The organism is Enterococcus sp. AMC1251 (assembly GCF_058216535.1).
This window is the reverse complement of record NZ_CM177098.1, coordinates 897,630-921,845: the sequence shown is the minus strand read 5'-3', so window position 1 is coordinate 921,845 and position 24,216 is coordinate 897,630. Positions and strand designations below refer to the sequence as shown.

At 35.1% G+C, this 24,216-nt stretch carries 26 protein-coding genes and 1 other annotated feature; of the genes, 6 read left to right on the top strand and 20 right to left on the bottom strand.

The genetic code is table 11. The features are described 5' to 3' along the window. The first annotated feature begins 188 nt into the window (after nt 1-188). Nucleotides 189-623 carry a GNAT family N-acetyltransferase gene (locus tag AC4BBR_RS04340; RefSeq protein ID WP_490461335.1) on the top strand — a complete coding sequence of 145 codons (435 nt, stop codon included), beginning with the start codon at nt 189-191 and terminating at the stop codon, nt 621-623. A 165-nt stretch (nt 624-788) separates the two neighbouring features. Here the strand turns inward: AC4BBR_RS04340 and AC4BBR_RS04335 are convergent, their stop codons facing one another. From AC4BBR_RS04335 to recX, 5 genes are all read right to left on the bottom strand, one after another. Then, the gene (locus AC4BBR_RS04335) at nt 789-1,418 is read right to left on the bottom strand and encodes a hypothetical protein (RefSeq protein WP_490461334.1); all 630 of its coding nucleotides are present in this window, start codon (nt 1,416-1,418) and stop codon (nt 789-791) included. Nucleotides 1,419-1,754: 336 nt separating this feature from the next. Continuing rightward, nucleotides 1,755-2,288, bottom strand: coding sequence for a biofilm phosphatase Bph (bph, locus tag AC4BBR_RS04330; protein WP_025872814.1), 534 nt, complete (start codon nt 2,286-2,288; stop codon nt 1,755-1,757). Between the two features lie 141 nt (nt 2,289-2,429). Then, nucleotides 2,430-2,963 carry a helix-turn-helix domain-containing protein gene (locus tag AC4BBR_RS04325; RefSeq protein ID WP_490461333.1) on the bottom strand — a complete coding sequence of 178 codons (534 nt, stop codon included), beginning with the start codon at nt 2,961-2,963 and terminating at the stop codon, nt 2,430-2,432. A gap of 113 nt (nt 2,964-3,076) precedes the next feature. Continuing rightward, nucleotides 3,077-4,243, bottom strand: coding sequence for an A/G-specific adenine glycosylase (gene mutY, locus AC4BBR_RS04320; RefSeq protein WP_490461332.1), 1,167 nt, complete (start codon nt 4,241-4,243; stop codon nt 3,077-3,079). Beyond that, nucleotides 4,233-5,033, bottom strand: a complete 801-nt coding sequence (recX, locus tag AC4BBR_RS04315; RefSeq protein WP_490461331.1) for a recombination regulator RecX — start codon at nt 5,031-5,033, stop codon at nt 4,233-4,235. The genes mutY and recX overlap by 11 nt, the downstream gene beginning before the upstream one ends. 137 nt (nt 5,034-5,170) lie before the next feature. On the opposite strand from recX, the gene rlmD reads away from it, so the two are divergent. After that, entirely contained in the window at nt 5,171-6,541 is a 1,371-nt protein-coding gene (rlmD, locus tag AC4BBR_RS04310; protein ID WP_490461330.1) for a 23S rRNA (uracil(1939)-C(5))-methyltransferase RlmD, read from the top strand. Between the two features lie 147 nt (nt 6,542-6,688). Here the strand turns inward: rlmD and AC4BBR_RS04305 are convergent, their stop codons facing one another. The 6 genes from AC4BBR_RS04305 to rplK all read right to left on the bottom strand — a co-directional run bounded on the left by AC4BBR_RS04305 (nt 6,689) and on the right by rplK (nt 11,174). After that, complete coding sequence (locus AC4BBR_RS04305; RefSeq protein WP_490461329.1) at nt 6,689-7,993, bottom strand: ISL3 family transposase; 1,305 nt, start codon at nt 7,991-7,993, stop codon at nt 6,689-6,691. 178 nt (nt 7,994-8,171) lie between these two features. Continuing rightward, the gene (locus AC4BBR_RS04300) at nt 8,172-8,414 is read right to left on the bottom strand and encodes a GlsB/YeaQ/YmgE family stress response membrane protein (protein WP_176271410.1); all 243 of its coding nucleotides are present in this window, start codon (nt 8,412-8,414) and stop codon (nt 8,172-8,174) included. A 296-nt stretch (nt 8,415-8,710) separates the two neighbouring features. After that, the gene (rplL, locus tag AC4BBR_RS04295; protein ID WP_025872833.1) at nt 8,711-9,076 is read right to left on the bottom strand and encodes a 50S ribosomal protein L7/L12; all 366 of its coding nucleotides are present in this window, start codon (nt 9,074-9,076) and stop codon (nt 8,711-8,713) included. A 57-nt stretch (nt 9,077-9,133) separates the two neighbouring features. Continuing rightward, the gene (gene rplJ, locus AC4BBR_RS04290; protein WP_490461328.1) at nt 9,134-9,634 is read right to left on the bottom strand and encodes a 50S ribosomal protein L10; all 501 of its coding nucleotides are present in this window, start codon (nt 9,632-9,634) and stop codon (nt 9,134-9,136) included. Between the two features lie 139 nt (nt 9,635-9,773). Next, nucleotides 9,774-9,900 (bottom strand) — a sequence feature (ribosomal protein L10 leader region). Nucleotides 9,901-9,949: 49 nt separating this feature from the next. Then, a complete protein-coding gene (gene rplA / locus AC4BBR_RS04285) occupies nt 9,950-10,639 on the bottom strand; it encodes a 50S ribosomal protein L1 (protein WP_490461327.1) in 690 nt (229 codons plus the stop codon). A 112-nt stretch (nt 10,640-10,751) separates the two neighbouring features. Beyond that, on the bottom strand, nt 10,752-11,174 hold the full coding sequence (gene rplK / locus AC4BBR_RS04280; RefSeq protein ID WP_069645399.1) for a 50S ribosomal protein L11: 423 nt from the start codon (nt 11,172-11,174) through the stop codon (nt 10,752-10,754). A 299-nt stretch (nt 11,175-11,473) separates the two neighbouring features. On the opposite strand from rplK, the gene sdaAB reads away from it, so the two are divergent. After that, on the top strand, nt 11,474-12,142 hold the full coding sequence (gene sdaAB / locus AC4BBR_RS04275) for an L-serine ammonia-lyase, iron-sulfur-dependent subunit beta (protein ID WP_490461326.1): 669 nt from the start codon (nt 11,474-11,476) through the stop codon (nt 12,140-12,142). Nucleotides 12,143-12,166: 24 nt separating this feature from the next. After that, nucleotides 12,167-13,039 carry an L-serine ammonia-lyase, iron-sulfur-dependent, subunit alpha gene (sdaAA, locus tag AC4BBR_RS04270; protein ID WP_490461325.1) on the top strand — a complete coding sequence of 291 codons (873 nt, stop codon included), beginning with the start codon at nt 12,167-12,169 and terminating at the stop codon, nt 13,037-13,039. A 171-nt stretch (nt 13,040-13,210) separates the two neighbouring features. Here the strand turns inward: sdaAA and AC4BBR_RS04265 are convergent, their stop codons facing one another. From AC4BBR_RS04265 to AC4BBR_RS04255, 3 genes are read right to left on the bottom strand one after another with little or no spacing between them, the layout of a single operon-like run. Then, complete coding sequence (locus AC4BBR_RS04265) at nt 13,211-14,053, bottom strand: M55 family metallopeptidase (protein WP_490461324.1); 843 nt, start codon at nt 14,051-14,053, stop codon at nt 13,211-13,213. A 14-nt stretch (nt 14,054-14,067) separates the two neighbouring features. Beyond that, nucleotides 14,068-15,153 carry a M42 family metallopeptidase gene (locus AC4BBR_RS04260; RefSeq protein ID WP_490461323.1) on the bottom strand — a complete coding sequence of 362 codons (1,086 nt, stop codon included), beginning with the start codon at nt 15,151-15,153 and terminating at the stop codon, nt 14,068-14,070. A gap of 12 nt (nt 15,154-15,165) precedes the next feature. Further along, on the bottom strand, nt 15,166-16,791 hold the full coding sequence (locus tag AC4BBR_RS04255) for a peptide ABC transporter substrate-binding protein (protein WP_490461322.1): 1,626 nt from the start codon (nt 16,789-16,791) through the stop codon (nt 15,166-15,168). An 88-nt stretch (nt 16,792-16,879) separates the two neighbouring features. Between AC4BBR_RS04255 and AC4BBR_RS04250 the strand changes: the two genes are divergently transcribed. Further along, nucleotides 16,880-17,578, top strand: a complete 699-nt coding sequence (locus AC4BBR_RS04250) for a MurR/RpiR family transcriptional regulator (RefSeq protein WP_490461321.1) — start codon at nt 16,880-16,882, stop codon at nt 17,576-17,578. Nucleotides 17,579-17,833: 255 nt separating this feature from the next. On the opposite strand, the gene AC4BBR_RS04245 is transcribed toward AC4BBR_RS04250, so the two are convergent. The 4 genes from AC4BBR_RS04245 to rpmG all read right to left on the bottom strand — a co-directional run bounded on the left by AC4BBR_RS04245 (nt 17,834) and on the right by rpmG (nt 19,850). Next, nucleotides 17,834-18,700: an alpha/beta fold hydrolase gene (locus tag AC4BBR_RS04245; protein WP_490461320.1), complete on the bottom strand. Its 867-nt coding sequence runs from the start codon at nt 18,698-18,700 to the stop codon at nt 17,834-17,836. Between the two features lie 88 nt (nt 18,701-18,788). Further along, nucleotides 18,789-19,334 carry a transcription termination/antitermination protein NusG gene (gene nusG, locus AC4BBR_RS04240; RefSeq protein ID WP_490461319.1) on the bottom strand — a complete coding sequence of 182 codons (546 nt, stop codon included), beginning with the start codon at nt 19,332-19,334 and terminating at the stop codon, nt 18,789-18,791. A gap of 173 nt (nt 19,335-19,507) precedes the next feature. Continuing rightward, complete coding sequence (secE, locus tag AC4BBR_RS04235) at nt 19,508-19,678, bottom strand: preprotein translocase subunit SecE (RefSeq protein WP_086331853.1); 171 nt, start codon at nt 19,676-19,678, stop codon at nt 19,508-19,510. A 19-nt stretch (nt 19,679-19,697) separates the two neighbouring features. Beyond that, a complete protein-coding gene (gene rpmG / locus AC4BBR_RS04230; RefSeq protein WP_010760564.1) occupies nt 19,698-19,850 on the bottom strand; it encodes a 50S ribosomal protein L33 in 153 nt (50 codons plus the stop codon). A gap of 1,110 nt (nt 19,851-20,960) precedes the next feature. On the opposite strand from rpmG, the gene cbpA reads away from it, so the two are divergent. Continuing rightward, nucleotides 20,961-21,605, top strand: coding sequence for a cyclic di-AMP binding protein CbpA (gene cbpA / locus AC4BBR_RS04225; protein ID WP_490461318.1), 645 nt, complete (start codon nt 20,961-20,963; stop codon nt 21,603-21,605). A gap of 622 nt (nt 21,606-22,227) precedes the next feature. Here the strand turns inward: cbpA and murB are convergent. After that, nucleotides 22,228-23,130 carry a UDP-N-acetylmuramate dehydrogenase gene (gene murB / locus AC4BBR_RS04220; protein ID WP_490461317.1) on the bottom strand — a complete coding sequence of 301 codons (903 nt, stop codon included), beginning with the start codon at nt 23,128-23,130 and terminating at the stop codon, nt 22,228-22,230. A gap of 71 nt (nt 23,131-23,201) precedes the next feature. After that, nucleotides 23,202-24,116 carry a Gfo/Idh/MocA family protein gene (locus AC4BBR_RS04215; RefSeq protein ID WP_490461316.1) on the bottom strand — a complete coding sequence of 305 codons (915 nt, stop codon included), beginning with the start codon at nt 24,114-24,116 and terminating at the stop codon, nt 23,202-23,204. Between the last annotated feature and the right edge of the window lie 100 nt (nt 24,117-24,216).

Below are 24,216 nucleotides of genomic sequence, written 5' to 3'. Positions count from 1 at the left end.
AAAATAATTGCTTGTTAATAGATTTTAGCATATCCTCTCTTAAATAAGATAGCAATATTTCTTTGTGCTTATTTTAACTAAATTATTTTTTTTAAATTGAACGAAAAAACACTCTAGAAATTGAATCAAAGTTCAAATGATTTATTTTTTGATGTATAATAACAAAAAAAGGATTATAGAGGTGCTAAATGAAAATCGTCCACACAAAAGATACTATGAGTGATATTTACTTAGATGCGGTTAAAATTCGCCATCAAGTTTTCATGCTAGAACAAGGTGTTCCTAATGAGATTGAAATTGATAAATACGAGGCTGATTGTATTCATTTTGTTTTATATGGTGATAAGAACGATGCAATTGCGACTTGCCGTTTATTGCCACTTAAAGAAGGTTTAATAAAGTTACAGCGTATGGCCGTAAAAAAAGACTACAGAGGGAAAGATTATGGTCGATTGATCGTAGAGAGAGCTGAAAGAGTTGCAAAAGAACTAGGCTACGAAATAATCACTTTAGGTGCCCAAATTACGGCTCTTGGTTTTTATGAAAAAATGGGGTATATAAAAGAAGGCGAAATGTTCCTAGATGCAAATATTGAGCATTATCAAATGAATAAAAAATTCTAAGACTTCACCCAATCGAAAAAATTAAGTGAGACCGAGACAAAAGCTTATTTCCGATCATTTCAACTCTTAGAAATTGAAATGATCGGAACGGAAACAACTCCGTCCCAATCTCTTAATTATACAATTTGATAAAATGTTATTTCTCACTCGCTAAAATAAACTGTTTTAGTCTACTTCAACAACAGTTACTTTTACATCCAAATTCTTTAGTTTATTCTCTCTAGTTCTTACAGAAAGATTTTTAAAAGTAAATGATTTTAACTGTTTATCTTCAGCTTCACGTACTTTAATAAAGTCCTCTAAATAATAACCTTCAATATCATATGGTAAACTTGCAGCTAATTGATTATATAATCCTTCTACTTTCCATTTTTCACCTTTTTTAATCTTTAGCTCAAATTTTTCTTGGATAAATTCAGCATCTATTTTGACAGCTAAATTGATCGTTTGCTTTTTGCTACTATCCCTATCACTGAAAACGACAATATTTTCTAAAACAAATTCAGTTGTTTGTTCACTTAAAAGTTTTCTTCTTACAGCATAATCTTCCATAGTGATTACAGGATCAGAAAGTAAATTGTGGTCTTTAGTCATTTGATTGAAAACATCCTTGAAGTTCCATTGAGTGCGAGCTCCTGTTACTTTCACAACGACACTTTTAGTTGGGATTGCATTCTCCTGGTTTACTGCCGTTGTACTTAATACTCCGTACTCTTGTGCTGATCCATCTTGCGGAAATGCCAATACTAGTAAGCCTAAACTTAGTAACGCAACTCCAATGCTCTTTTTTTTCATCATTTCTCCTCCAATTTTTATATTTAGTTAAAAATAAGTATCTATATAAAATAAATACATTTTATATTATAAACTATGTAAAAATAGGAATCAACAACATTCATTACATTATGACCGTTCCTTATTATACCCACTCAACTTTTTAACATTTATATGCTTACCTATTGGTCTACAAATCAAGTCATTGATAATACAACAATTGAAGCAGATACCAACAAATTCTGTTTCATTGGGCGAAAAACTACGAAGATTACTTGAAGAAAAAACACGTCCGATTTTGACTTTTCATATCAAAATCGGACGTGTCTTCTTTTTTCACTTAACATCTTACATTGGCTATTTCTTTGACAGCTCTTGATAGCGCTTATACCAGATATCCACATAAGCTTCAGAGAAAGGACCTTTTTCATTATTAATCCAGTCTACTAGCGTTTTAACATTTTCTTTTAGAATGAAATCAATATCTTCCGGATAGTCCATAATCTTACTGTGAAATTCATATTCATCCACATCCAATAAACGTTTTTCACCATCAGGAAAAACTTTGATATCCAGATCGTAATCAATATACTTTAATGCTTCATCATCTAAAAGATACGGTGACGCCAAATTGCAGTAATATGAAACTCCCTTTTCTCTAATCATCGCTATTATGTTGAACCAGTATTTTTTATGAAAATAAACAATAGCTGGTTCTCGAGTAACCCAGCGACGACCGTCAGACTCTGTCACCAAAGTGTGATCGTTTACGCCGATTAAAGAATACTCGCTTGTTTTTAATACCATAGTATCACGCCATGTTCGATGCAAATGTCCATCGTGTTTGTAACTTTGAATTGTTACAAATTCACCTTCTTTTGGAATTGCCATAGTACCCCAACTTTCCCTAGTACGAAAAATCGTTGCTATTTAAACAGATTGTTTTTCGTTTGGGTGTTCATTACACCGATATCGTTATAATTATATCATAATTTTCAACTTTGCATACTAGAGAGTTTGGTTTTTAAAGAATCATTTCAGAAAAAACATGTAAAAAGTAACTGGTACAGCTATTGCAACTAGCAAGAGAATTCCTATTATTATAAGAAATACTTTATTTTCCAATAATTCAACCTTTCTAATTGGATCCAACTTATTTATTTCTTTATTAAAATATAATATACTAATAAAATTACTAAAAATAATTAACATTATCAAAAGATACGTAATCTCTGAATAAGTCTCATTTAAAAGTCTTGGCACAAACAACAATAATATCAATAGCCAATTTGTTAGCTGAGGACCCCAAAAAGACCATTTTTTTAAATATTCTAACTCAGATTTTTTTTTGATATCCTTAACAATTTCAGAGTCCTCCAACAATAAATCATCTAAAGATAAATCATATAACAGAGCCAATCGAACTAAACTTTCAATATCAGGAAAATTTTTCCCTGTTTCCCAATTAGAGATTGATTTAACTGAAACAAAAATTTTTTCTGCTACCTGTTCTTGAGTATATTTTTTTTCTAAACGCTTTTGCTTGATAATTACCTTAATTTCCATAAACATCCCTCCAAATAATTATTCTACTTATTTGAGCGTTTTAAACAAGTCAAACTTTTTCTTGTTAACTCTTTTTGGAGGTAGAAATATGTTTCTAGTTTAGATAAAAACCACTAACAACGCTCTTTTTCAAATAGCTCTACCATTTTTTGCTGTGGTTTTGGAAACACAAATTTAGAGAAATCTATTTGGTTAACCCAACGTTGATTATCATCCATTTCCATTACCCCTGCTTGGCGCCCATAAAAAACTAAAATATGCCATTTTAAATGACTAAAAACGTGAGTTACCTCTCCTAAAGAACGTTTTTGCCAAACAACTTGAGCATAATCTTCAAAAATTACTAGGTTTTCTTCTGCAACTATTAATGATTCTTCAAAATTAAGTGATACTTGTCGATCTTCGTTCGCCCAATTTTTTTGTAAATAGTCAAACCGTTCTTTTGTGACTTCAATTATTGGAAATAACCACATATTTGCTAATAACCCTTTTTCGCCACGCTGTTCTATTAGAAATTCTTGTTGTGTATTTTCAATAATTCCGCCAATGTAGTACACATCTTTTGGTTTTATTTTTTTTGACTTCACTGGATAATTAGTCATTGTATTATTTTTATAACTTAAGCAGTAGCTTTGGATTGGGCACTCTTCACACTTTGGCGATGTTGGAGTACAAATTGCCGAGCCCAGATCCATCATTGCTTGATTGAAATCTCCCGGGCGCTCTTGATCAATAATTTTATACATTGCTTCTTCAAAAACTTTGCGACTACTGGATTTTGCGATATCATCACTAATTTCAAAAAGACGACTTACAACACGCATAACATTGCCATCAATTGCAGGTTCTGGGATTTGAAACGCAATACTTCCGATCGCCCCTGCCGTATAAGGTCCGATTCCCTTTAACTGACGAATTTCTTCGATTGTTTCAGGCATCTGACCATTAAATTCTGTCATGATCTGTTGAGCAGCTACTTTTAAATTTCTTGCTCTGGAATAATAACCCAAGCCTTCCCAAGCTTTTAATAATCGATCATCTGGCGCTTCAGCTAAATCCTTGATCGTCGGAAACCATTCCATAAAACGATAATAATAATCGATCACTGTATCAACTCTGGTTTGCTGCAGCATAATTTCTGAGATCCAAATACGGTATGGATCTAGATTGACTCGCCAAGGTAAGTTTCGTTTTTCTTTTTCATACCAAGCAATAAATTCTTCTTGAAATGAGTAAACTTTTTCCGCACTCCAAGTCTCCCAATATTTTTCATTCTTCATTCTCTAATTCCTTTTCATCAAAATATTGCTGAATTAAATCTGAGTCAAAACGCTTCTGAAATAACCCTTGTTTGACTTTCATTAGGCGTTTGTAAGGATCTAATTTACGGTGTTTCTCCCATAATTTGTCGCCTTCCTTTCTGATCACATCTAATTCTTGCTCTTCATCTTTTTCAAACGATAACTCTTCTAAGGCCAAATCGATCACTTCACGATTAAACCCTTTTTGCATCAAATGCATTTGAACTTTTTGCAGTGCATCTTTAAAACTCTTTGTCCGGTAACGTCTCATGGCCTTTTCAGCCGTTGCTTTTGCTACTTCTACTTGTTCATCCATAGTATAAAAAGTTAACCCATGTTGAATGTCTTCCTCATTCAAGCCTTTTCGTTTTAGTTGTTGTCCGATCATTTTGGGTCCTTTATCACTTGTTCGCATCAAAGTACGGACATAACTTTCACTAAATAGTTTATCGTTCAAAAGGGTCATTTCTTCTAAGCGTATCACAATGCTTTTTCGATCTTCGGGTAAAATTTCCTTTTCTTTCAAGTAATCTAAAATTTCTTTTTTTGAACGTAACTGGTAGCTTAAATAATTTAAAGACATTTGCAATCCCACATCATAAGAACCAGCTTTTTTAATTTTTTCTATCATTTCATCTGATAATTCTTGTCCTTTTAACAAACGTTGTCGGACTAAAGTATCTTCAGATACCCGTAATTTTTCTCCTGAAGACAGCCAGATAAGATAAAACTGACCTTTGTCTTTTGTAATTTTCGTGATTGTTTCCATCTTTCTCCGCCTTTCTAGTGAGAACATATATTCTACTATAACATATATTTGGCAGAAGCTAAACTAAGCAAATTATGCTAAAATAGGAACTATCGATATATTTGATTAATCGATCTACGGATCAAAAGGATGGAATTATGACCACACAACTATTAAAAGAAGGACAAACGATTCCTTTAAAAATAAAACGTTTGGGTATCAACGGTGAAGGTATCGGCTATTATAAAAAGACAATCGTTTTCGTACCTGGTGCTTTGCCAAAAGAAGATGTCTCTGTAGAAATTACAAAAATAGCCCCTCGTTTTGTTGAAGGGCAATTGAAGAAAATCGTAAAATCAGCCCCTGAACGTGTTGTACCGCCTTGTCCCGTTTACGAAGCCTGCGGCGGCTGTCAGTTACAACATTTGGCTTATCCAGCGCAACTACTCTTTAAAAAAGATTTATTAAAACAGTCGCTTAATAAGTTCAGACCAAGAAATTATGAAAATTATCAGCTACCTAAAACAATCGGAATGAAAAATCCCTGGAATTATCGTAATAAAGCACAATTTCAATTACGGAAAATCGAGGGTGAAGTTGAAGCTGGACTTTATCAAGCGGATTCGCATCGTTTAGTTCCTATTGATGATTGCCTCGTTCAACAACCAGCTACAACGAAAGTAATGAATGCTTTGGTTGAGTTATTGAACAAATATCAATTACCCATTTATAATGAACGAAAAAACAGTGGCATCTTCCGAACATTAATGGTTCGTGTGGGAGTCAAAACTAATGAAGTTCAAGTTGTTTTTATTACGCAATCCGTAAAATTTCCACAGAAAAAAGCCTTGATCGAAGAAATCACCCAACAGCTTCCAGAAGTTGTTTCCATTATGCAAAATGTTCAAAGTAAAAGAACTTCGATTGTTATGGGTGAAGAGACGATTCACGTCTGGGGCAAAGAAAGTATCGAAGAGCAGATCAACGAAGTAACCTTTGATTTATCTCCTAGAGCCTTTTTCCAGCTAAACCCAGAACAAACAGAAGTTCTATACAATGAAGCATTGAAAGCTTTAGACCTACAGCAAAATGAAACAGTCGTTGATGCCTATTGTGGTGTTGGAACAATTGGTTTAAGTATCGCTAAACAAGCCAAAGAAGTTCGTGGAATGGATATTATTCCAGCAGCAATCGAAGATGCTAAGATGAATGCTAAGCGCTTAGGTGTGACGAATACCCATTATGAAATAGGAACAGCTGAAGAATTGCTTCCTAAATGGCTTCAGAGCGGTTTTAAACCCGACGCGATTATTGTTGACCCACCTAGAACCGGATTGGATCAAAAACTGCTGAAAGCTATTTTAAAGCAGCCACCGAAAAAAATGGTTTATATTTCTTGTAATGTATCGACACTTGCAAAAGATTTAGTTGATTTGGCAAAAGTCTTTGATGTGAACTATATGCAGTCGGTCGATATGTTTCCACAAACAGCACGTTGCGAGATTGTCGTCAAATTAACCAAAAGATAAATTGATAATTCTCGCTATAGAAAAAAAACGATACGGGTATTAAACTGACCCCCAAAAGCTAGACAAAAAGGCTCTTTGTCAACGAATGTTGGTGAAGAAAATCCAAAGAATTAACTCATTTATTATGAGTCTTAGAGGTCTTTTCCTCTAGGACTTTTTATTTGGTTGAAAAAGAACAGTGCCAAAGCATAAAGTAATTCTCAATTTTAAATTATAGAAGTTACGGAAGCCGTAGGCATTTCTCTTTAATACTTTGATATGGTTATTCAAGCATTCTAACGGTCCGTTGGAATAAGGCAAATCCAACGCATTTTTAATGCCCGTTTGAACTTTTTTAAAGGTAGTAATTGTTGTTTGATAATAAGCTGGAAGCTTAGAATAATCTTGTTCTAAAAGCACGTGAAATCTTGTGTAGTCTCTGGTCTGTATGGCGTAGAGAAAATCCTGATAACAGGTATAGCCAGCTTTCAATTCTTTATCATAGGCAAGTAACCGATCTACGAGTTCTGTTTCTGTTAAATAAGCACGAAAAGAAGGACGCCATTGGCATTTTTCAAAATTGAGTGTTGATTGATTCTTTTGGAGAAGTTTCCAATAGTTCTTCAAGTGACGATATTTTTTTGCCTCTTCCGTTCCCTGGTGAAGAAATGTATTCATTCGTTGAATGCGGTGTTTTAAGAATGTTCGCCCAATGTGTTGAACAATATGAAAGCGGTCAAGAACAATCTGAGCCAAAGGAAATAGTTTCTTAACTAAAGAAAAATAAGGCGCATACATATCGCAAACAATGTATTTTACACCTTTACGAACAGCCAAAGGAAATCGTGAGAAATAGCGTTCTAAAAAAGGGAGTTGCCGATTTTCAACGACATCAATTAACTGTTTTGTTTGCCCGTCCATTAGGATAAAGCTCATAGAAGCAGCGACTTGTTTCACAGAGTTGAATTCATCAAAACAAAGGACTTCCGGCAAGGTGAGCCGATTGATTTTTTTGGGTTCATAAAACTGTTTCAATACGCGATAAACAGAAGAAACAGAGACTTTCTTTTGACGGGCAATTTCACTCATAGACGTGGTTTTTCTTAAACGATCGGCAATAGAAAGCTTCACTTTCCTTGAGATCGAACAACACTTTTCAATCAGACTTGTTTCAGCGACAAAGGTTTTAGTACAAGAATGGCAGAAAAAACGGCGTTTCTTCAAGCGTAAATATGTTTGATACTCAGAGACATCATTCAGTAAAATCAGACAGGTTGTAAAGCTCCAGCGAATAATCGATCCGTCTTCATTGCCACCACAATGAGGACAAGAGTGGGCTAAATAATCCAATGTACCAGAAAATACTTGGCAGATCTGTCCTTTGATGCGTTCTTTGTTTAAAGAGTTTTCATTAAAAGTAATGTTTACGTCTAGAATATCTAAGGTATTTTTGATAAGATTTGTATAGGACATCTTGATTTCCTCCTTTTTGAATGGTTTTAGACGACTTAATTCTAAAGGATATCAGGGTGTCTTTTCTATTATTTTGCATTAAAAAAGATGCCGGTGATTTCTCACCAACATCAGAAAGTATAGAGCCGACAAAAAAGTCTAACTTTTGGGGGTCACTACATTTTCCTTATTAATTATTTTACTTTTTCCCTACAAAAAATGAAACAACTGCAACTAAAATCACAGCACCAATAATTGAAGGAAATAATGCCATACCTGCAACTTGCGGTCCCCAACTTCCTAGAAGTGATTGACCGATCGATGAACCTACAAGACCTGCAATAATGTTAAAGATCCAGCCCATTGATTTCCCTTTACTTGTGATTGCCCCAGCAATTGCTCCGATAACACCACCTACAATTAAAACCCATAACCAATGCATGATATAACCTCCTCCTAAAATATAATAGGTAAAAACGTTTTGCTTTGCAATATCTTTTACTTTTCAACATCAATTTGCCTTCTTTATTATGTTTTAATATCGCAACATAGAAAGCTAGCCTACAAAGCAAGATAAAATAAAAGTAATAATGATTACTCAATTATGCTAACAGATTATTTATTTTCTTGCGAAAGAAATGCATTCAAAAAATTCGATTAATATACTTTGTTGCCAATTTGAAAAACAAAAAAGCTAGAATCCAAATGGATTCTAGCTTAAAATTCAATCTTAAAAAATTATTTTACTGTTACTGAAGCGCCAACTTCTTCTAAAGCAGCTTTTAATGCTTCTGCTTCATCTTTAGAAACGCCTTCTTTAACTGGTGCAGGTGCGCCATCTACTACTGCTTTAGCTTCTTTCAAGCCAAGACCAGTTGCTTCACGTACTGCTTTGATAACTTTAACTTTTTGGTCTCCAGCTGCAGTTAATTCTACAGTGAATTCAGTTTGTTCTTCGCCAGCTGCTGCTGGTCCTGCTGCTGCTGCTACTGGAGCTGCTGCAGATACGTCAAATTTTTCTTCAATAGCTTTTACTAAATCGTTTAATTCTAAAATAGTTGCGCCTTCTAATTCTGCAACAATGTTTTCAATGTTCAATGCCATTATGGTTTCCTCCGTTTTAATAATTCATTATTTTTTTAGTTTATTACTAAGCTGCAATTATGCAACTTCTTCTTCTTTTTCTGCCACTGCTTTGACAGCGTAAGCCACTTGTCTGACTGGCGCTTGTAATACAGATAATAGCATAGAAAGTAGTCCATCGCGACTTGGAAGTTTTGCTAAAGATGTCATTTCTTCTACTGAAGATACTTTACCTTCAATAACGCCACCTTTAATTTCCAATGCTTTGGCAGTACTTGCAAATTCGTCGATGATTTTAGCAGGTGCTACTACATCGTCGTTACTGAAAGCAACTGCTGTAGGTCCTGTAAATACCTCGTCCAAACCTTCTAATCCAGCTTTTTTAGCTGCACGTGAAAGGATAGAATTTTTGATAACTTTCATTTCAATGTTTGCATCACGCAATTGTTTACGTAAGCTAGTCACTTCTTCTACAGTCAAACCACGGTAGTCAACAATGACTACAGAAGCTGCTGCTTCGAATTTTGCTGTTGCTTCTTCAACTAGGGTTTCTTTTTTAGCGATTGCTGCTTCACTCATTTATTTTCACCTCCTGATTATTGATGGAGAAGTTTGTATTGTTGTGATTAAAGTACAGGCTCGCTCCGCTCGTAATGATTCTACAGTCGCTTTGCTCCTCTAGTACTGTTCAACATCAATTTTTTTATAAAAAATTGTGTTTCACAGCAAAAAACTCCATGCCACCGTTGACATAGAGGGACGTAATTGTATGTATCAACAATTGTCCTCGGTAGGAAATTAAGACTTACGTCACCTACTGTCTTCGGTACAGTTAACTATTAACCTCAACTACCTTACCATGAGAAAGGTAGTTGAGTCAAGTATAAATTCTAATTAAAATGAAGCTTGGTCAACATGAATTCCAGGTCCAAATGTAGTTGTTACTGAAATGTTTTTAATATAATGACCTTTTGCAGCTGAAGGTTTAGCTTTCAACAATACATCGTTAATTGTATTAAAGTTTTCTAGTAATTTTTCATTATCAAATGAAACTTTACCGATTGGCACGTGGATGTTTCCAGCTTTGTCAACACGGTAAGTTACTTTACCAGCTTTTACTTCGTTAACAGCTTTTGTTACGTCCATTGTTACAGTACCAGTTTTAGGGTTAGGCATAAGACCTTTAGGACCTAAGACACGACCTAATTTACCAACTTCAGCCATCATATCTGGTGTTGCAACTACTACATCGAACCCAAACCAGCCTTGTTGAATTTTATTAACCATATCTGCATCGCCTACAAAGTCTGCTCCAGCAGCTTCAGCTTCTTTCGCTTTTTCGCCTTTAGCGAAAACTAAAACAGTTTGTGTTTTACCAGTTCCGTTTGGTAATACTACTGCACCACGGATTTGTTGGTCTGCTTTTTTAGGGTCTACATTTAAGCGGTAAGCAACTTCAACAGTTGCGTCGAATTTTGCAATATTTGTGTCTTTAGCCAAAGCGATTGCTTCTGCTACAGGGTAAACTTTTGTTGCTTCAACTTTTTTTAATGCATCTTGCATTTTTTTGCTTTTTTTAGCCATTTTGTTTCCTCCTTGATTGTGGTTATAACGGTCGAACCTCCCACGTAATTCATATCTTTGAATATGAAATAAACTGAGAAGCTACTTCTTTGGGGTTCTCTAGAATAATAACTTATCCTACAGTGATTCCCATGCTTCTTGCAGTTCCTTCAACCATGCGCATAGCCGCTTCAACGTCTGCTGCGTTTAGGTCTGCCATTTTAAGTTCAGCGATTTCTTTCACTTGATCTTTAGAAACATTCGCTACTTTATTTTTGTTAGGCTCACCAGAACCTTTTTCGATTTTTGCAGCTTTTTTAAGTAATACTGCAGCTGGTGGTGTTTTAGTAATAAATGTAAATGAACGATCTTCATATACAGAAATTACTACTGGAATGATTAAACCAGCTTGATCAGCTGTACGAGCGTTGAATTCTTTTGTGAATCCCATAATGTTGATACCCGCTTGACCTAGTGCTGGACCTACTGGCGGAGCTGGTGTTGCTTTACCTGCAGGAATTTGCAATTTAACTAATTTTTCTACTTTTTTTGCCACGAGACATACCTCCTTGGGTCCGTGATGTGGTTAATTGGAGATGAAGATTTCTCCTCCCACGTCATTCTTTGACGAATCAAAGAAATTTATGTGCAAAAAATGCACACTAAAATAGTATACTCTGTTTCTTATTAATTTTCAATAGTTTTCTATTTTTTCTTTATAGCTCTTAATGTAGAAATGAGAAAAAGATAAGTTTTTCTCGCATTTTTATTACAGTTCTAGTTTCTCCCCTTTAATTGTGATAAACTTTCGTTAGAAAAATCCTAATTATAAATACGAGAATAGGTGAATAGAGCATGGAAAATCTACGTTATAAAAGTGTTTTTGATATTATTGGCCCAGTTATGATCGGTCCAAGTAGTTCTCATACAGCTGGTGCAGCCCGTATTGGAAAAATCGTTCGGAGTATTTTTGGCGAACAACCAGATACAGTTGATATTTACTTATATGAGTCTTTCGCAAAAACATATCGTGGTCATGGAACTGATATTGCCTTAGTTGGCGGTTTATTAGATATGGAACCTGATGACGAACGTCTTGCTGATTCTTTAAAGATTGCACATGAACGAGAAATGGAAGTTTTGTTTGTTCCATTAAAAGAAAAAGCTGAACATCCAAATTCAGTCAAATTACTGGTTTCTAAAGGAGATCGAAAACTTTCTGTCACGGGAATATCGATCGGTGGCGGTAATATTCAAATTTCAGAATTAAACGGATTTAAGATCTCTCTAACAATGGGTACGCCAACATTTATCATCGTGCATCAAGACGTGCCAGGAATGATCGCTAAAGTTACTAATCTATTATCTGACTCAAATATCAATATTGGTACAATGACCGTCACTCGTGAATCAAAGGGTGAAAAAGCAATCATGATTATTGAAATTGACCATACTGATATTGGTGGCATCACAAAGAATTTGGTACAAATCCCTCATATTTACAGTGTAAATTATTTTGATTAATCTAAATTAAAGGAGCAAACTAGTATGTTTCTATCTATAGAAGAGTTAGTGAAAGAAGCGGTTGATTTCCCTTCAGTTGCTGAATTAATGATCGCAACTGAAGTAGAAAGTCACGGTCACAGCCGCGAACGAATCATCGAAACAATGGAACGTAATCTTGCCTTCATGAAGCGATCGATCGAAGAAGGAGTCGATGGTGTAACCTCTGTGACAGGAATTACTGGTGGTGATGCTACTCGGCTCGATGAATATATCCAAAATGGAAACTTTTTAAGTGGAGAAACGATTTTAACAGCAGTTAGAAATGCTGTCGCAGTCAATGAAGTCAATGCAAATATGGGCTTGATCTGTGCAACGCCGACTGCTGGAAGTGCAGGTGTTGTACCAGGTGTTTTAATGGCAGCTATTGAAAAATTACAGCTCACACATGAACAGCAATTAGATTTTCTTTTTACTGCCGGTGCTTTTGGACTAGTGATTGCCAACAACTCATCAATCAGTGGTGCTGAAGGTGGTTGTCAGGCAGAAGTCGGTTCCGCTAGCGCGATGGCTAGTGCGGCTTTAGTGTGTGCTGCTGGAGGCTCAGCTGATCAAGCCGCACAAGCGATTGCGATTACTTTAAAAAATATGATGGGCTTGATTTGTGATCCTGTAGCTGGTCTAGTGGAGGTTCCTTGCGTGAAACGTAATGCTTTAGGTTCTTCACAAGCGTTTATTTCAGCTGATATGGCTTTAGCCGGCATTCGTAGCGTAATTCCACCAGATGAGGTCGTAGCTGCGATGTATCAAGTAGGTCGTCAAATGCCTCAAATTTTTAAAGAAACGGCGGAGGGTGGTTTGGCAGTTACACCGACAGCTCAACGACTAACTCAAGAATTAGCCGACAACCAAAATTGAAAATTAGATCGAGACAAAAGCTTATTTCTGAAGCTTTCAAATCTCAGTGCTTTACCATTTAGAATTTGATGTGATCGAAACGAAGCATAATAGCTGCTTTTTTCTCGCCGTTTATTCAGGTTTAGAGCGTGAAATGAAACTGATTTTTAGTTTTTGATGTGCGCTCATTTTTTAATAAGTTGTTCCTCCAAGACCAACGATCCCAACAATCCCATTCATTATGTCTTTCATCGATTCTCCCAAAAATTCAATGGTTCTACCATCGACCCGTTTCATAGCTGGAAGCATTTCGATTCTATCAGCTTGAGCTGTAGTAACACATTGCATGCGAACAATAGCAGGTGTAACAATTGTATATTTTTTTATTTGATCAAAATCACTATTCAGCAAATTTTGCGTTTGCTGAATGATTTCTGTTCTAACTTTTTTTACAGGACAATTTTTGATTGCATAGCGTCCTAGAGACTGTTTGGTAGTGACAAAAGAAACCCATGGCATCATTCCTTCATCATGAAGTTGTTCTTTTAAGCCAGACTCTCCAATGACTAATCCCACAGGAACGCCGCATTCACTTGCATAAGCGGCATTGATCGTCGTTTCATTCATATAGTTGCCGTTTATTTTCAAATCATAAGCTACACGAGCACTATATCCATGATCCATATTCCCACGTAATTTTCCGATTCCAGCATGATAACCTAAAAGTAAAACCAAATCGTAACTCTCATCTAAACCACTCATCATATAGTCTTCTCTAGGAAAACCACTAACTAATGAAATTCGTTCATCCATTTCAGCGAGACGACTGAAGGATAAGTTTAATCCTCGGCTATGTGAGTCAGAAATGGTGATTTCTTCGATTTCTGACTCACAATCGCTTTTTTGAATACCTTCAATCAGCCAAGCAACATGTTGATGATATAATTCTCTAAAAAGCTGAGTATCTTCTTTTTCCATATCAAAAGTGGCGATTCCAGCCAAGCCTTCAATATCACAAGAAATATAAATTTTCATCTTACTCCTCCTTTTTATAACGGATACATCAATTTCTTTATTTTTTGATAGTCCAATGATTTTACAATTTTTACTACTAAATCTTTAGCATTTTGGTAATCTTGATAATCAACATAACCATGATGCGTGTGCGCATATCGGACTGGGATTCCTACGACAATAGTAGGTGCTCCTTTAACTTGATTAATAGCTTTCCCATTTGTTCCACCGCCGCTTCTGACAGAAACTTGAACTGGAATATTGTAATTTTTAGCAATTTCTAACGCATATTGTTGAAATTCAGGATTGGTGATCATCGATATGTCGAAATACCTGAGCATTGGTCCTTTTCCTAAAGCAGATTGAATCAAGTAATCTTGTACTGAAGTATCGTCTGCTGGGCAACCTTCAAACACAATAGCTAAGTCTGGATCCACTTGTTTAGCTGCAACAATTGCCCCTCTCATCCCAATCTCTTCTTGTACAGTCAATGTAGCAACGAGATCACAGTCAAGTTCTTCTTTATTCAGCTCATTCATCACATCGATCATGCAAGCACATCCGATGCGACAATCGAATGCTTTTCCCAAAAACTTGTTTGTCGTTTCATCATATTCACATTCTACTGCTGGAACAACCGGTGCCCCTATGTCAATTTGATAAATATCATCAATTTCATCTTCAGAAACCGCTCCTACATCAATCGATAAATCATCTATTGTTAACGCCGTATTACGTTCAGTATCTGTCATAAAATGAGGCGGTTTGCTTGTAACAGTCCCTGTGATATATTTGCCTTGACGATTTTTTACCCTAACTTTTTGTGCGGCAATATTACTTGGTATCCAGCCACCTACTGGCAAAAATTTCAGCAAACCATTTTTTTTTATTGCTTGAATAATAAATCCTACTTCATCGCTATGTGCATCAAATTGAATCAGAGGTCGTTTACCTGTATTTTCCTTCCTTTCCATATAAAGATTTTTCATACCATCTGCTCTTTGGTTTCCAAATTCTTTGGTGTATGTTTGAACAATCTTGACAACTTCATTTTCAAATCCCGATACGCCATTTGCATTGGAAAGTTGGCATATCAAATTTACGGCTTGATCTTTTTCCATTTTGCTTCTCACCTATTCTTTAATATAAACATTTTTATAATAGACAGAACCTAAAGGTCCCATCGTTAATTCCTTGACCTGATTATTGATCAGGTCAGCTTCTGACAATTGATAAAGAGAGACTAGTGGTACTTCTTCTGCAATCAATCGATCTGCTTGCTTCATTGCATCCCATCGTTTTTCGTAATCATTCGCATATTTTTTATTGGCATCTTTGAGCAATTGATCATATTCCTTATTTGACCATTTCCCAAAATTATTAGAAGTGTCTGTTTGTAGTAAATTCAAAAAGTCAATCGGATCAGCATAAACAGGTGTCCAGCCACCAAGAACAATATCAAAATCACCGCTGCGGCTTTTTTCTAAACGATTATTAAAAGGAACCGCTGAAACATTAACAGTTAGACCTTCAAGTGTCTTAGCAATCGTTCCTTGGATATACTCGCTGATTTTTTTTGCATTTTCTGAGTCTGAGCATAAAATCGTCACTTCAGCTTTGTTAATTCCTAAATCTTTTTTTGCTGCTCCCCAAAGTTCTTTGGCTTTTGCTTCGTCTGTTGGATTGATATCTCCCACTTCTTCCGCAAAATCTTTCTCAGTTTTTTGATTGACAAAACCTGTTGGAACAAAACCAAGAGCTTTTTTTGATCCATCATTTAATACATTTTTGGCTAGTTTTTCTGAGTCTAACGCTAAAGCAATAGCCTTTCTAGCGTCTAAATTAGCAAAAAGAGCTTTTTTTGTGTTTAGCTGAATATAATACGTGCCCGGTACTTCTCGAATTTTAAGAGCTTCGTTATCTTTTTCTTGAGCCACTATCTCACCTGTGATTTTTACTTCATCTAGTTGACTGTCATCAAAAAGATTTTTAGCAGTCGTAATTTCTTTGATTACTTGCACTTCAACCTTATCTAATTTAACTGCGTCTTTGTCCCAATACTCTTTATTTTTAACGTAGGACCAAGTATTGTTAGTGCCATCCCAACCTACCATTGTGAAAGGACCGTTATATAAGGTATTCGTTGCATTCGTCCCATAAGCTTTACCTGTTTTTTCTACAAATTTTTCATTTAGTGGAAAAAAAGCTGGCACTGCAAGTAATTGTTGGAAATAACTCATCGGATACTCTAGATTTACTTCTAAAGTCTGATCATCGGTAGCTTTGATTCCTAATTCATTTTTATCTTTTGTACCGTCTGCAATAGCTTTATAATTTTTGATTCCTTCAAAGTAATACGCTTGTGGAGAAGCTGTTGCTGGATCTACCGTTCGCTTCCATGAGTACTCGAAATCTTTGGCAATGATTGGTTCACCATTACTCCATTTTGCATCGTTTCGAAGAGCAAAGGTATATGTTAACCCGTCTGCTGATGGTTCTACTTTCTCCGTTGCTAGTGCTGGAACAGCCTCACCTTTTTCATCAAAAGAAAATAGACCTTCACCAATTTGACTCATTACACTACAAGCTGTATTATCCATTGCCAAAGAAACATCGGCTGTCGATAATTCTGAATCGATCCCCACACGAAACACTTGCTCTTTCTCTTTTGTTGCTGCGTTTTTTCCTCCTGAACATCCCGATAAAGTCAGAAATGCAGCTACTGTTAGCAATAACGTCTTATTTTTTCTGATTTTCATTTAAAAACACCTCATTTTTTTGATTTAACTCCACAAAAATTGTTTTTCTGCTAAAATTATTTATATTCATATCAAGGGAGGTTACACAATGAATCTAGATCACTTAAAAGAGATGTACCATTTAACCAAAACAGAGTTACAGATTCTTACTTATTTGGATGAACAATGCGGGAAAACTTGTGACTTAAATATTAGAAAAGCTGCTAAAGATTGTTTTACGTCTCCTACGTCAGTCGTCCGTTTAGCTAAAAAATTAAATTTATCTGGATACAGTGAATTAGTTTATAAGATCAAAGAATCACATTTACCAGCTCCTATTTTGAATGAAATTCTACCTTCCATCGCTGAAATCAATCAATTTTGTCAATTAATCGAAAAAAACAAAAAAAACTTAGTCATTGTTCTTGGAGAAGGATTTTCTTCACATATTTCTAATTACATTAGTGAAGTCTTGAATTTTCATTATATTCCAAACGTGACTACTGCGCATACGCAATTAATAAGAAATCGGAATAATCAGAATATTCTTTTTTTAATTGTTTCTCATTCCGGTGAAGAAGATTCATTGAAAAAAACAGTGGAACTTGCTAGAAAAGGAAATAATACAATTATTGCTTTTTTAGGTAATAAAAATACCTCGCTTGCTACCGCTGCTCACTTGGTATTTTCGACTGATTCATATAGTCCATTTTCAACAAATATTGCTCAACCACAGTTATTTTTTGGACGAACCCTTGTAACGTTTGAATCATTGATATCCGCATATATCAACGTCAAAAGAATTTAAATAATTTAAGTTATTATATCTGATAATCAAAGATTGTCTAGTCTAATAAAGCCAAATGGTACCTGTTCCAATTTTTTAGGAACAGGTACCATTTGATTTTTTCATTTAAAAAAACTCAAAGACAGATATTTTTAACCACCTATCTTAGGTTTCAAGGTGAGAAAACACCACTTCGGATTCTTTAGTCGTTTTTGCACTGTTTTTCATTTTAATGTTCTTAGTATTCTTCACTATCAATTGATTTGTTTTAATTGTTTATTTCCATAAAAAATCTGCAACAAGTTGGTCTACCTCTTCATTTTCGTGAAGCTGGCTATGTTGCGCAGTTTTTCCATAAAAGATTTTTTCTTGTACGTCATTGCCGTGTGTTTTAAACAATGAAACAACGCTTAGTGCATCTGCAACAGGAACGGCTTCATCACTTAAACTGCCATCTTCTACATCTCCTGCAATGATCATAACTTTCATATCTTTCGATACTTTTTCGATTCCGTTGACATAGTCAGCATACCGTTCACTTTGAACTGTAGGACCGTTATTGATAACATCATCAATCGTCTCTCCGTTAGATAACTCTACAAAATTATTAAATGGTGCTGCGATACCGACAAATTTATTGATCTTTGGAAGGTCTATATCATCACTAAATGTAGTTAAATAACGTAACGAGCTCGCTCCGCCCATTGAATGACCTACTAAATTGACTTGCATTATGCCATAATTATCTCGAATGTATGTCAAACAATTCTTGATCCACTCCGCTTGATTCCATTCATTGTTTTTATTATCTTCAAAAAGAACTTGAATGCTTGGATTAGTTTCTTTACCCATCAGTTTTCCTTTTGCTTGGATCGCGCCTTCAACGCTAACGGTCAAAACTAGTTCTTTTTTAGTATGATCTTCACCTTCCATTCGATTGATCATGCGGCCAAAAGAGTTATTACCACCACCATATCCATGAATAAACATCGTAGGGATAGATGATCTTTGGTTCATTTCATTGGTCGCAGAATTCCTATTGACTGGCTGATTTTCATTATCAAAGGTTTCCTTACTAGTACAACCCGCCAAAAATAATAAGACACAAATAGTTGCTAGCAAATACCACTTCTTTGTTTTCATTTTCTCACCTTTTCACGCATCATTATAGTAAGAAAAGAGCAGGACAAAACTATGGTTAGTTTTGCTCCACTCTCTCATATTCTATCTTCTATTGAATTGAATCTACTTGTTCAAAATCTAATTCTGTACTTGTTTCACGACCAAACATGTCGATATTTACTTTTAATTTTTGACGTTCTTCATCGACTTCTGTTACTTCACCTTCAAGACCAGAAAAAGCACCTTCAATAATACGAACTGTATCACCTAATGCAACATCCAAATCAGATTGACGTGCACTCATACCGATTGAACGCAAGATGTGATTAATTTCTTCTTGTAATAATGGCGCTGGTTTGCTTCCGGCACCATGTGAGCCGACAAACCCTGTAACACCTGGTGTATTACGAACTACATACCAAGAATCATCTGTCATCGTCATTTCCACTAACACATAGCCTGGGAATGTTTTATGAACGATTTCTTTTGATTTACCATTTTTTACTTCTGTCTCTGTTTCTTCTGGAACAACTACACGGAAAATGAAATCTCCCATACCCATACTTTGCGCACGTGATTCAATATTTGCTTTTACTTTATTTTCGTAACCTGAGTATGTATGCAATACATACCAATTCTTTTCAAATGATTCCATTTCTGTTTCGGCTCCTTTAGATTTATTAGTGGGTAGAACGATAAATTAAGAGTAGCAAGCAGATCCTTGATACTCATCTTCTTTTTTCATGTGAAAATAAAAAAACCTCAGTTCCCCGAAGTCTTTCCTCATCTGCTATTATAGCACTATTTTTAACGAAATACTAGTTTGAATTACTTAAGGATCCAACCAAAAACAGTTTGAATCGCTGTATCCATTACAAAGAATAACGCTGCAAAAATAATTGATGTTTCAATAACAACCAACGTGTCTTTGCGTAATTGTTTTTTTGATGGCCAGGTAACTTGCTTCATCTCATCTTTAACACTACGTAAAAATTTCATTTGAACTCCTCCTCTTATTCTATTTCGTCTCTTTATGTAACGTGTATTTTTGACAGTATTTACAGAATTTTTTAATTTCTAACCGTTCTCCACGTTTTCCTTCACTGACAGCTTTAGAATAGTTTCTGGAGCCACAATCTGAACAAGCAAGTGCTGATTTTTTTGTTGCCATTGTTCAACCTCCTCTATTCACAAATTTACTCAATAACATTATCATTTTTTTGGTAAAATGTCAATAACAACTCGATAAACGTATGTGTCGAGTTGTTGACGGTAAACACTACTTCATTAAATTTAGATTGAAAACAGAATAAAATAAAAGGCATTTCAAGCCGTTATTTTTTCAAAAATCACCTAGAAAACTTACGGTGTACTACTTATAGTATACTACAATTTTTCCATCAACCAAGGTACGGCTGTTTTGAATAGTATCAGTGATTATTCCAGTGATTTTTTCTTTATCCATGGGTTTCTCAGAATGGTAAGTTTATATTCTATGAAACCTTAAATCAAAAGGGAGTTGCTCAACTTTCTCATAGTTCAAATTGAAAATACAGATTATTCTTTCCCAACCCAATTTTGCAATCGCGTAGCCCAACGCCCATAGAACGTTTGAATTAGGAGACTCATTTCCTATGATGGAAACATCAGCAACAAAATACATGGAATTATCATTTTTTTTAAATTGTATTTGGGATATCAGAGCTTCCAAACTCATTGAGGGGATCTTTATCTAGTGAATAGTCAATAGATATACTATTTGTAGGATTATTTTGATTGCCCTTTTTAAGCATGATTCGATAAAGTTTCTATTATCTTTATTCGGCAAGTTGGATTGTCACGAGCAGAGTTTTTTACCCATAAAATTAAATATATACTCCTTTTAGATTTAATTATATCACTAACATTTCCGTAGTTAGCCCTCCCCATTTGCCAATAGATTCTATAGCATTATCCACCGTTTTTTAGATTACCAATCAGACGATTTTTTAGCTCCAGAAGTATATCAAGTAAAGCCGCATTTTTTTAATTAAATTTCTTTATTGCTTCTGCAAAAATATGTTTCTATATTTTGATCGATCATTCAAACAAAATAATCAGCAAAAAACATAGGATATATCTCTTATGGCTTCGTTTTAATTCATGTTATTTAATCATTACTTTTAATTTCTTAATATACAAATAAATTAAAACCTTCCACTATATCAAGAAACTATGGTTTTCTTTCAAATTATGTTATCATTAGTTTGCTATAAGAATTTAACCTACGGGGGGTCAAGACATGTTATTAAAATCCGTTGTTATTAAAAAGAAAAATCTTACAACAGTCAGTGAATCTTGCACTTTAGAAGAAGCTTTGAAAATTCTTGAAGATTCAGGTTATCGTTGTGTACCGATCTTAGATGAATCGGAAAAGATTTTTAGAGGAAACATCTATAAAATGCACATCTATCGTCACAAAGCAAACGGTGGTGACATGAGTTTACCAGTCACATATTTATTGAAGAACGCTACAAAATTTATTTTTGTGAACACTTCATTTTTCAAGGTTTTTTTTACAATCAAAGAATTACCTTATATCGCCGTATTAGATGAAAATAATTATTTTTACGGCATCTTAACACATAGTACGTTATTGAATATACTAGCACAATCTTGGAACATTCAACGTGGTAGTTATGTTTTGACAATTGCTACGACAGGTAAACAAGGGGATTTGGCTGCTATGACAAAAATCATTGCAAAACACAGTAGTATCGCCAGCTGTATTACATTGGATATTGGTGAGGATGAATTTATCCGCCGTACATTGATTACTTTACCTGCAGAAACAACAGAAGAAATTTGTGCTGTGATTGTTGAGAATTTAGAGCGCAAGAACCTTAAAGTTGTTGAGATTGAAGATTTACAAGCGAATACTGAATAAAAGTTAAAGATGAGCGTGGGACAAAACGAAAGATCAGTTTTGTTTCGCGCTCTAAATCCGAATAAACGGCGAGAAAAAAGCAGCGACTACGCTTCGCTCCGATCACATCAAATTCTAAGTGCTAAAGCACTAAGTTTTGAAGGCTTTGGAAATAAGCTGAAATTGCTGTGAAACACAGCGAGGTACGAGCTGATGTAGAATAGTACCTACTTGGTCACAAAAATTTGACAAGCACTTTTCGTGCATTCCCTCTTATTTCTCGGAGCTAAACGCTTTTGCCTTTTGCTTTATAGTAAATTTATCCAATATCGGTTCTTTCGCAATATTCAGGGAACAAAACAAACCCATATTCTATGACATTATATCTCCAGACAAGATCATAGACTGTTTTGATACTAAAACTCTAGACAACAAATCCCCAATCCAAATTGGCCCTACGAACTTAAAAGATATTTTAATTCTATAAAAAGTGAAACACACTTATATGCTCTGTAGCCTAATTTTGAAAAAACAAAAATCAGCAAGTACATATAACTAAAAAAATACCGAATAAACGGCTAGGACAGACGCAACTCATCCTATTTCTCAAGGTTGTTTCCGTCCCAATATCTTAATTTCTTTTTTAACGCTCTTCACCAATAATACGTACTTCTGTTTCCAAGACAACATCAAACTTTTCTTTAATCACTTGCTGAATATATGTAATCAATTCTACATAATCTGTCGCTGTCGCCTGATTAATATTTACGATAAAACCAGCATGTTTTTCAGAAATTTGAGCGCCTCCCCATTTCATTCCTTGTAATCCAGCATCTTGGATTAACTTTCCAGTAAAATATCCTTCTGGTCGTTTAAAGACACTGCCACAAGATGGATATTCTAACGGTTGCTTGGATTCCCTAAGTTCTGTTAATTCATCCATTTGACTTTTGATTATAGCATGTTCCCCTTTTTCTAGAGAAAATGTTGCTTCCAAAACAATACAATGCATGTCTTGAATCACACTATGACGATAAGAAAATGCCATCTCTTCATTTGTGAAGGTTCGGATTGTACCATCTTCCAGCAACACATCGACACTTGCAAAAACATCTTTGATTTCTCCACCGTAAGCTCCTGCATTCATGTAAACCGCTCCGCCGATACTTCCAGGAATACCACAAGCAAATTCAAACCCTGTCAGATCATGCTTTAAAGCAACATATGTTGTATCAATCAATTTCGCTCCTGCTTCAACGATAATCTGATCTTCTAAAACAGACATTTTTTTCATATGTTCCAACATAATCACCATTCCACGAATCCCGCCGTCTCGTACAATCAAGTTACTAGCATTGCCCAAAACAAGCCAAGGAATTTCATGACTTTTGCAGTATTTGACCAGAGCGGTTACTTCATCTTTTGATTTTGGAAAAGCTAAAACATCTACAGGACCACCTGTTTTAGTGAAGGTGAAATTCATCAATGGTTCATCAAAAAGTAACGTTATATCTTTTAGTTCATCTATCATTTCAATTTTATTCATCGAAAGTCGTTCCTCTCTTTCAAACATCCTACTTATTCTAGCATGCCAACGAGAAACTTTCTAGTCTGAGTCTATAAAATATGTTCTTGATGTTTTCGTAACATTTTTGCACACAGTTCATGACTCGTGAAGACTTTTTCTTGTTTTAAATGAGAAGCGTCATTTGTTTGAACGGCTTTGATAAATTCCTCTACCATTTGCTGAAAACCTCTCTTTTCTAGCGTCGTTACCCAATCATCGAAGTTTTTTTGTTGCGTTCCTAGCTGATTTTTGATTGTTAAGTCTGTTAGATTTTCTAAAATTAACGTTCCGTCTGAGCTTGTAAGTTGATAGGTTTCAGTGTTTGCACCAGCATAAAGATTCATTGAGGCGATTGCTGTTACAGTTTCTGTTTCTACATGAAGTATAGCTCTTTTTAATTGATTGTTCTCTTCGATAATTTTGGTTTGGACATGTCGAATCTCATCATCTAGTAGATAAACAAGCGTGTCAGCTACATGTAAAAATAAATCGTAAATCACAAAATTAGCTGTAGATTCTGAGGCGATTCGATTTTTTTGGATCAATAGCATATTTTTATTGTCAACTGTTTTTAGTTTTTCTACAAATGGTGCAAAACGGCGATTAAATCCGACCATCAAAAGGAGATTTCTTTCTGTTGCTAAAGTTTGGATTTCTTTGACTTCTGATAAGTTCTCGCTTAAAGGTTTATCCACGAAAACGTGAATGCCAGCTTTTAATAGTTGTTTTACTAATTGACCATGAACTTTAGTTGCTGCATGGACGAAACAAGCCGATATTCCAGCGTCAATCAACGCTTCTGTAGAAGCAACCATTTCGTTGAAGCCATATTTTTCACTGATTTCTTTTCGAGTTTGTTCATTTCTAGTAGATAAAATAAACGTTGCTTGGTCTCTTAGTTGAGAGTACACAGGTAGATATGCTTTTTGCGCGATATTTCCTAAGCCGATGATTCCAATTTTCATATGATTCCCTCACGATCAATAGTTGATATGAGTATTATACTATTGATTGTGAGGATTTGTCTGAAATTAAAGGACTTTCTAACAAAACCAAATTGAGATA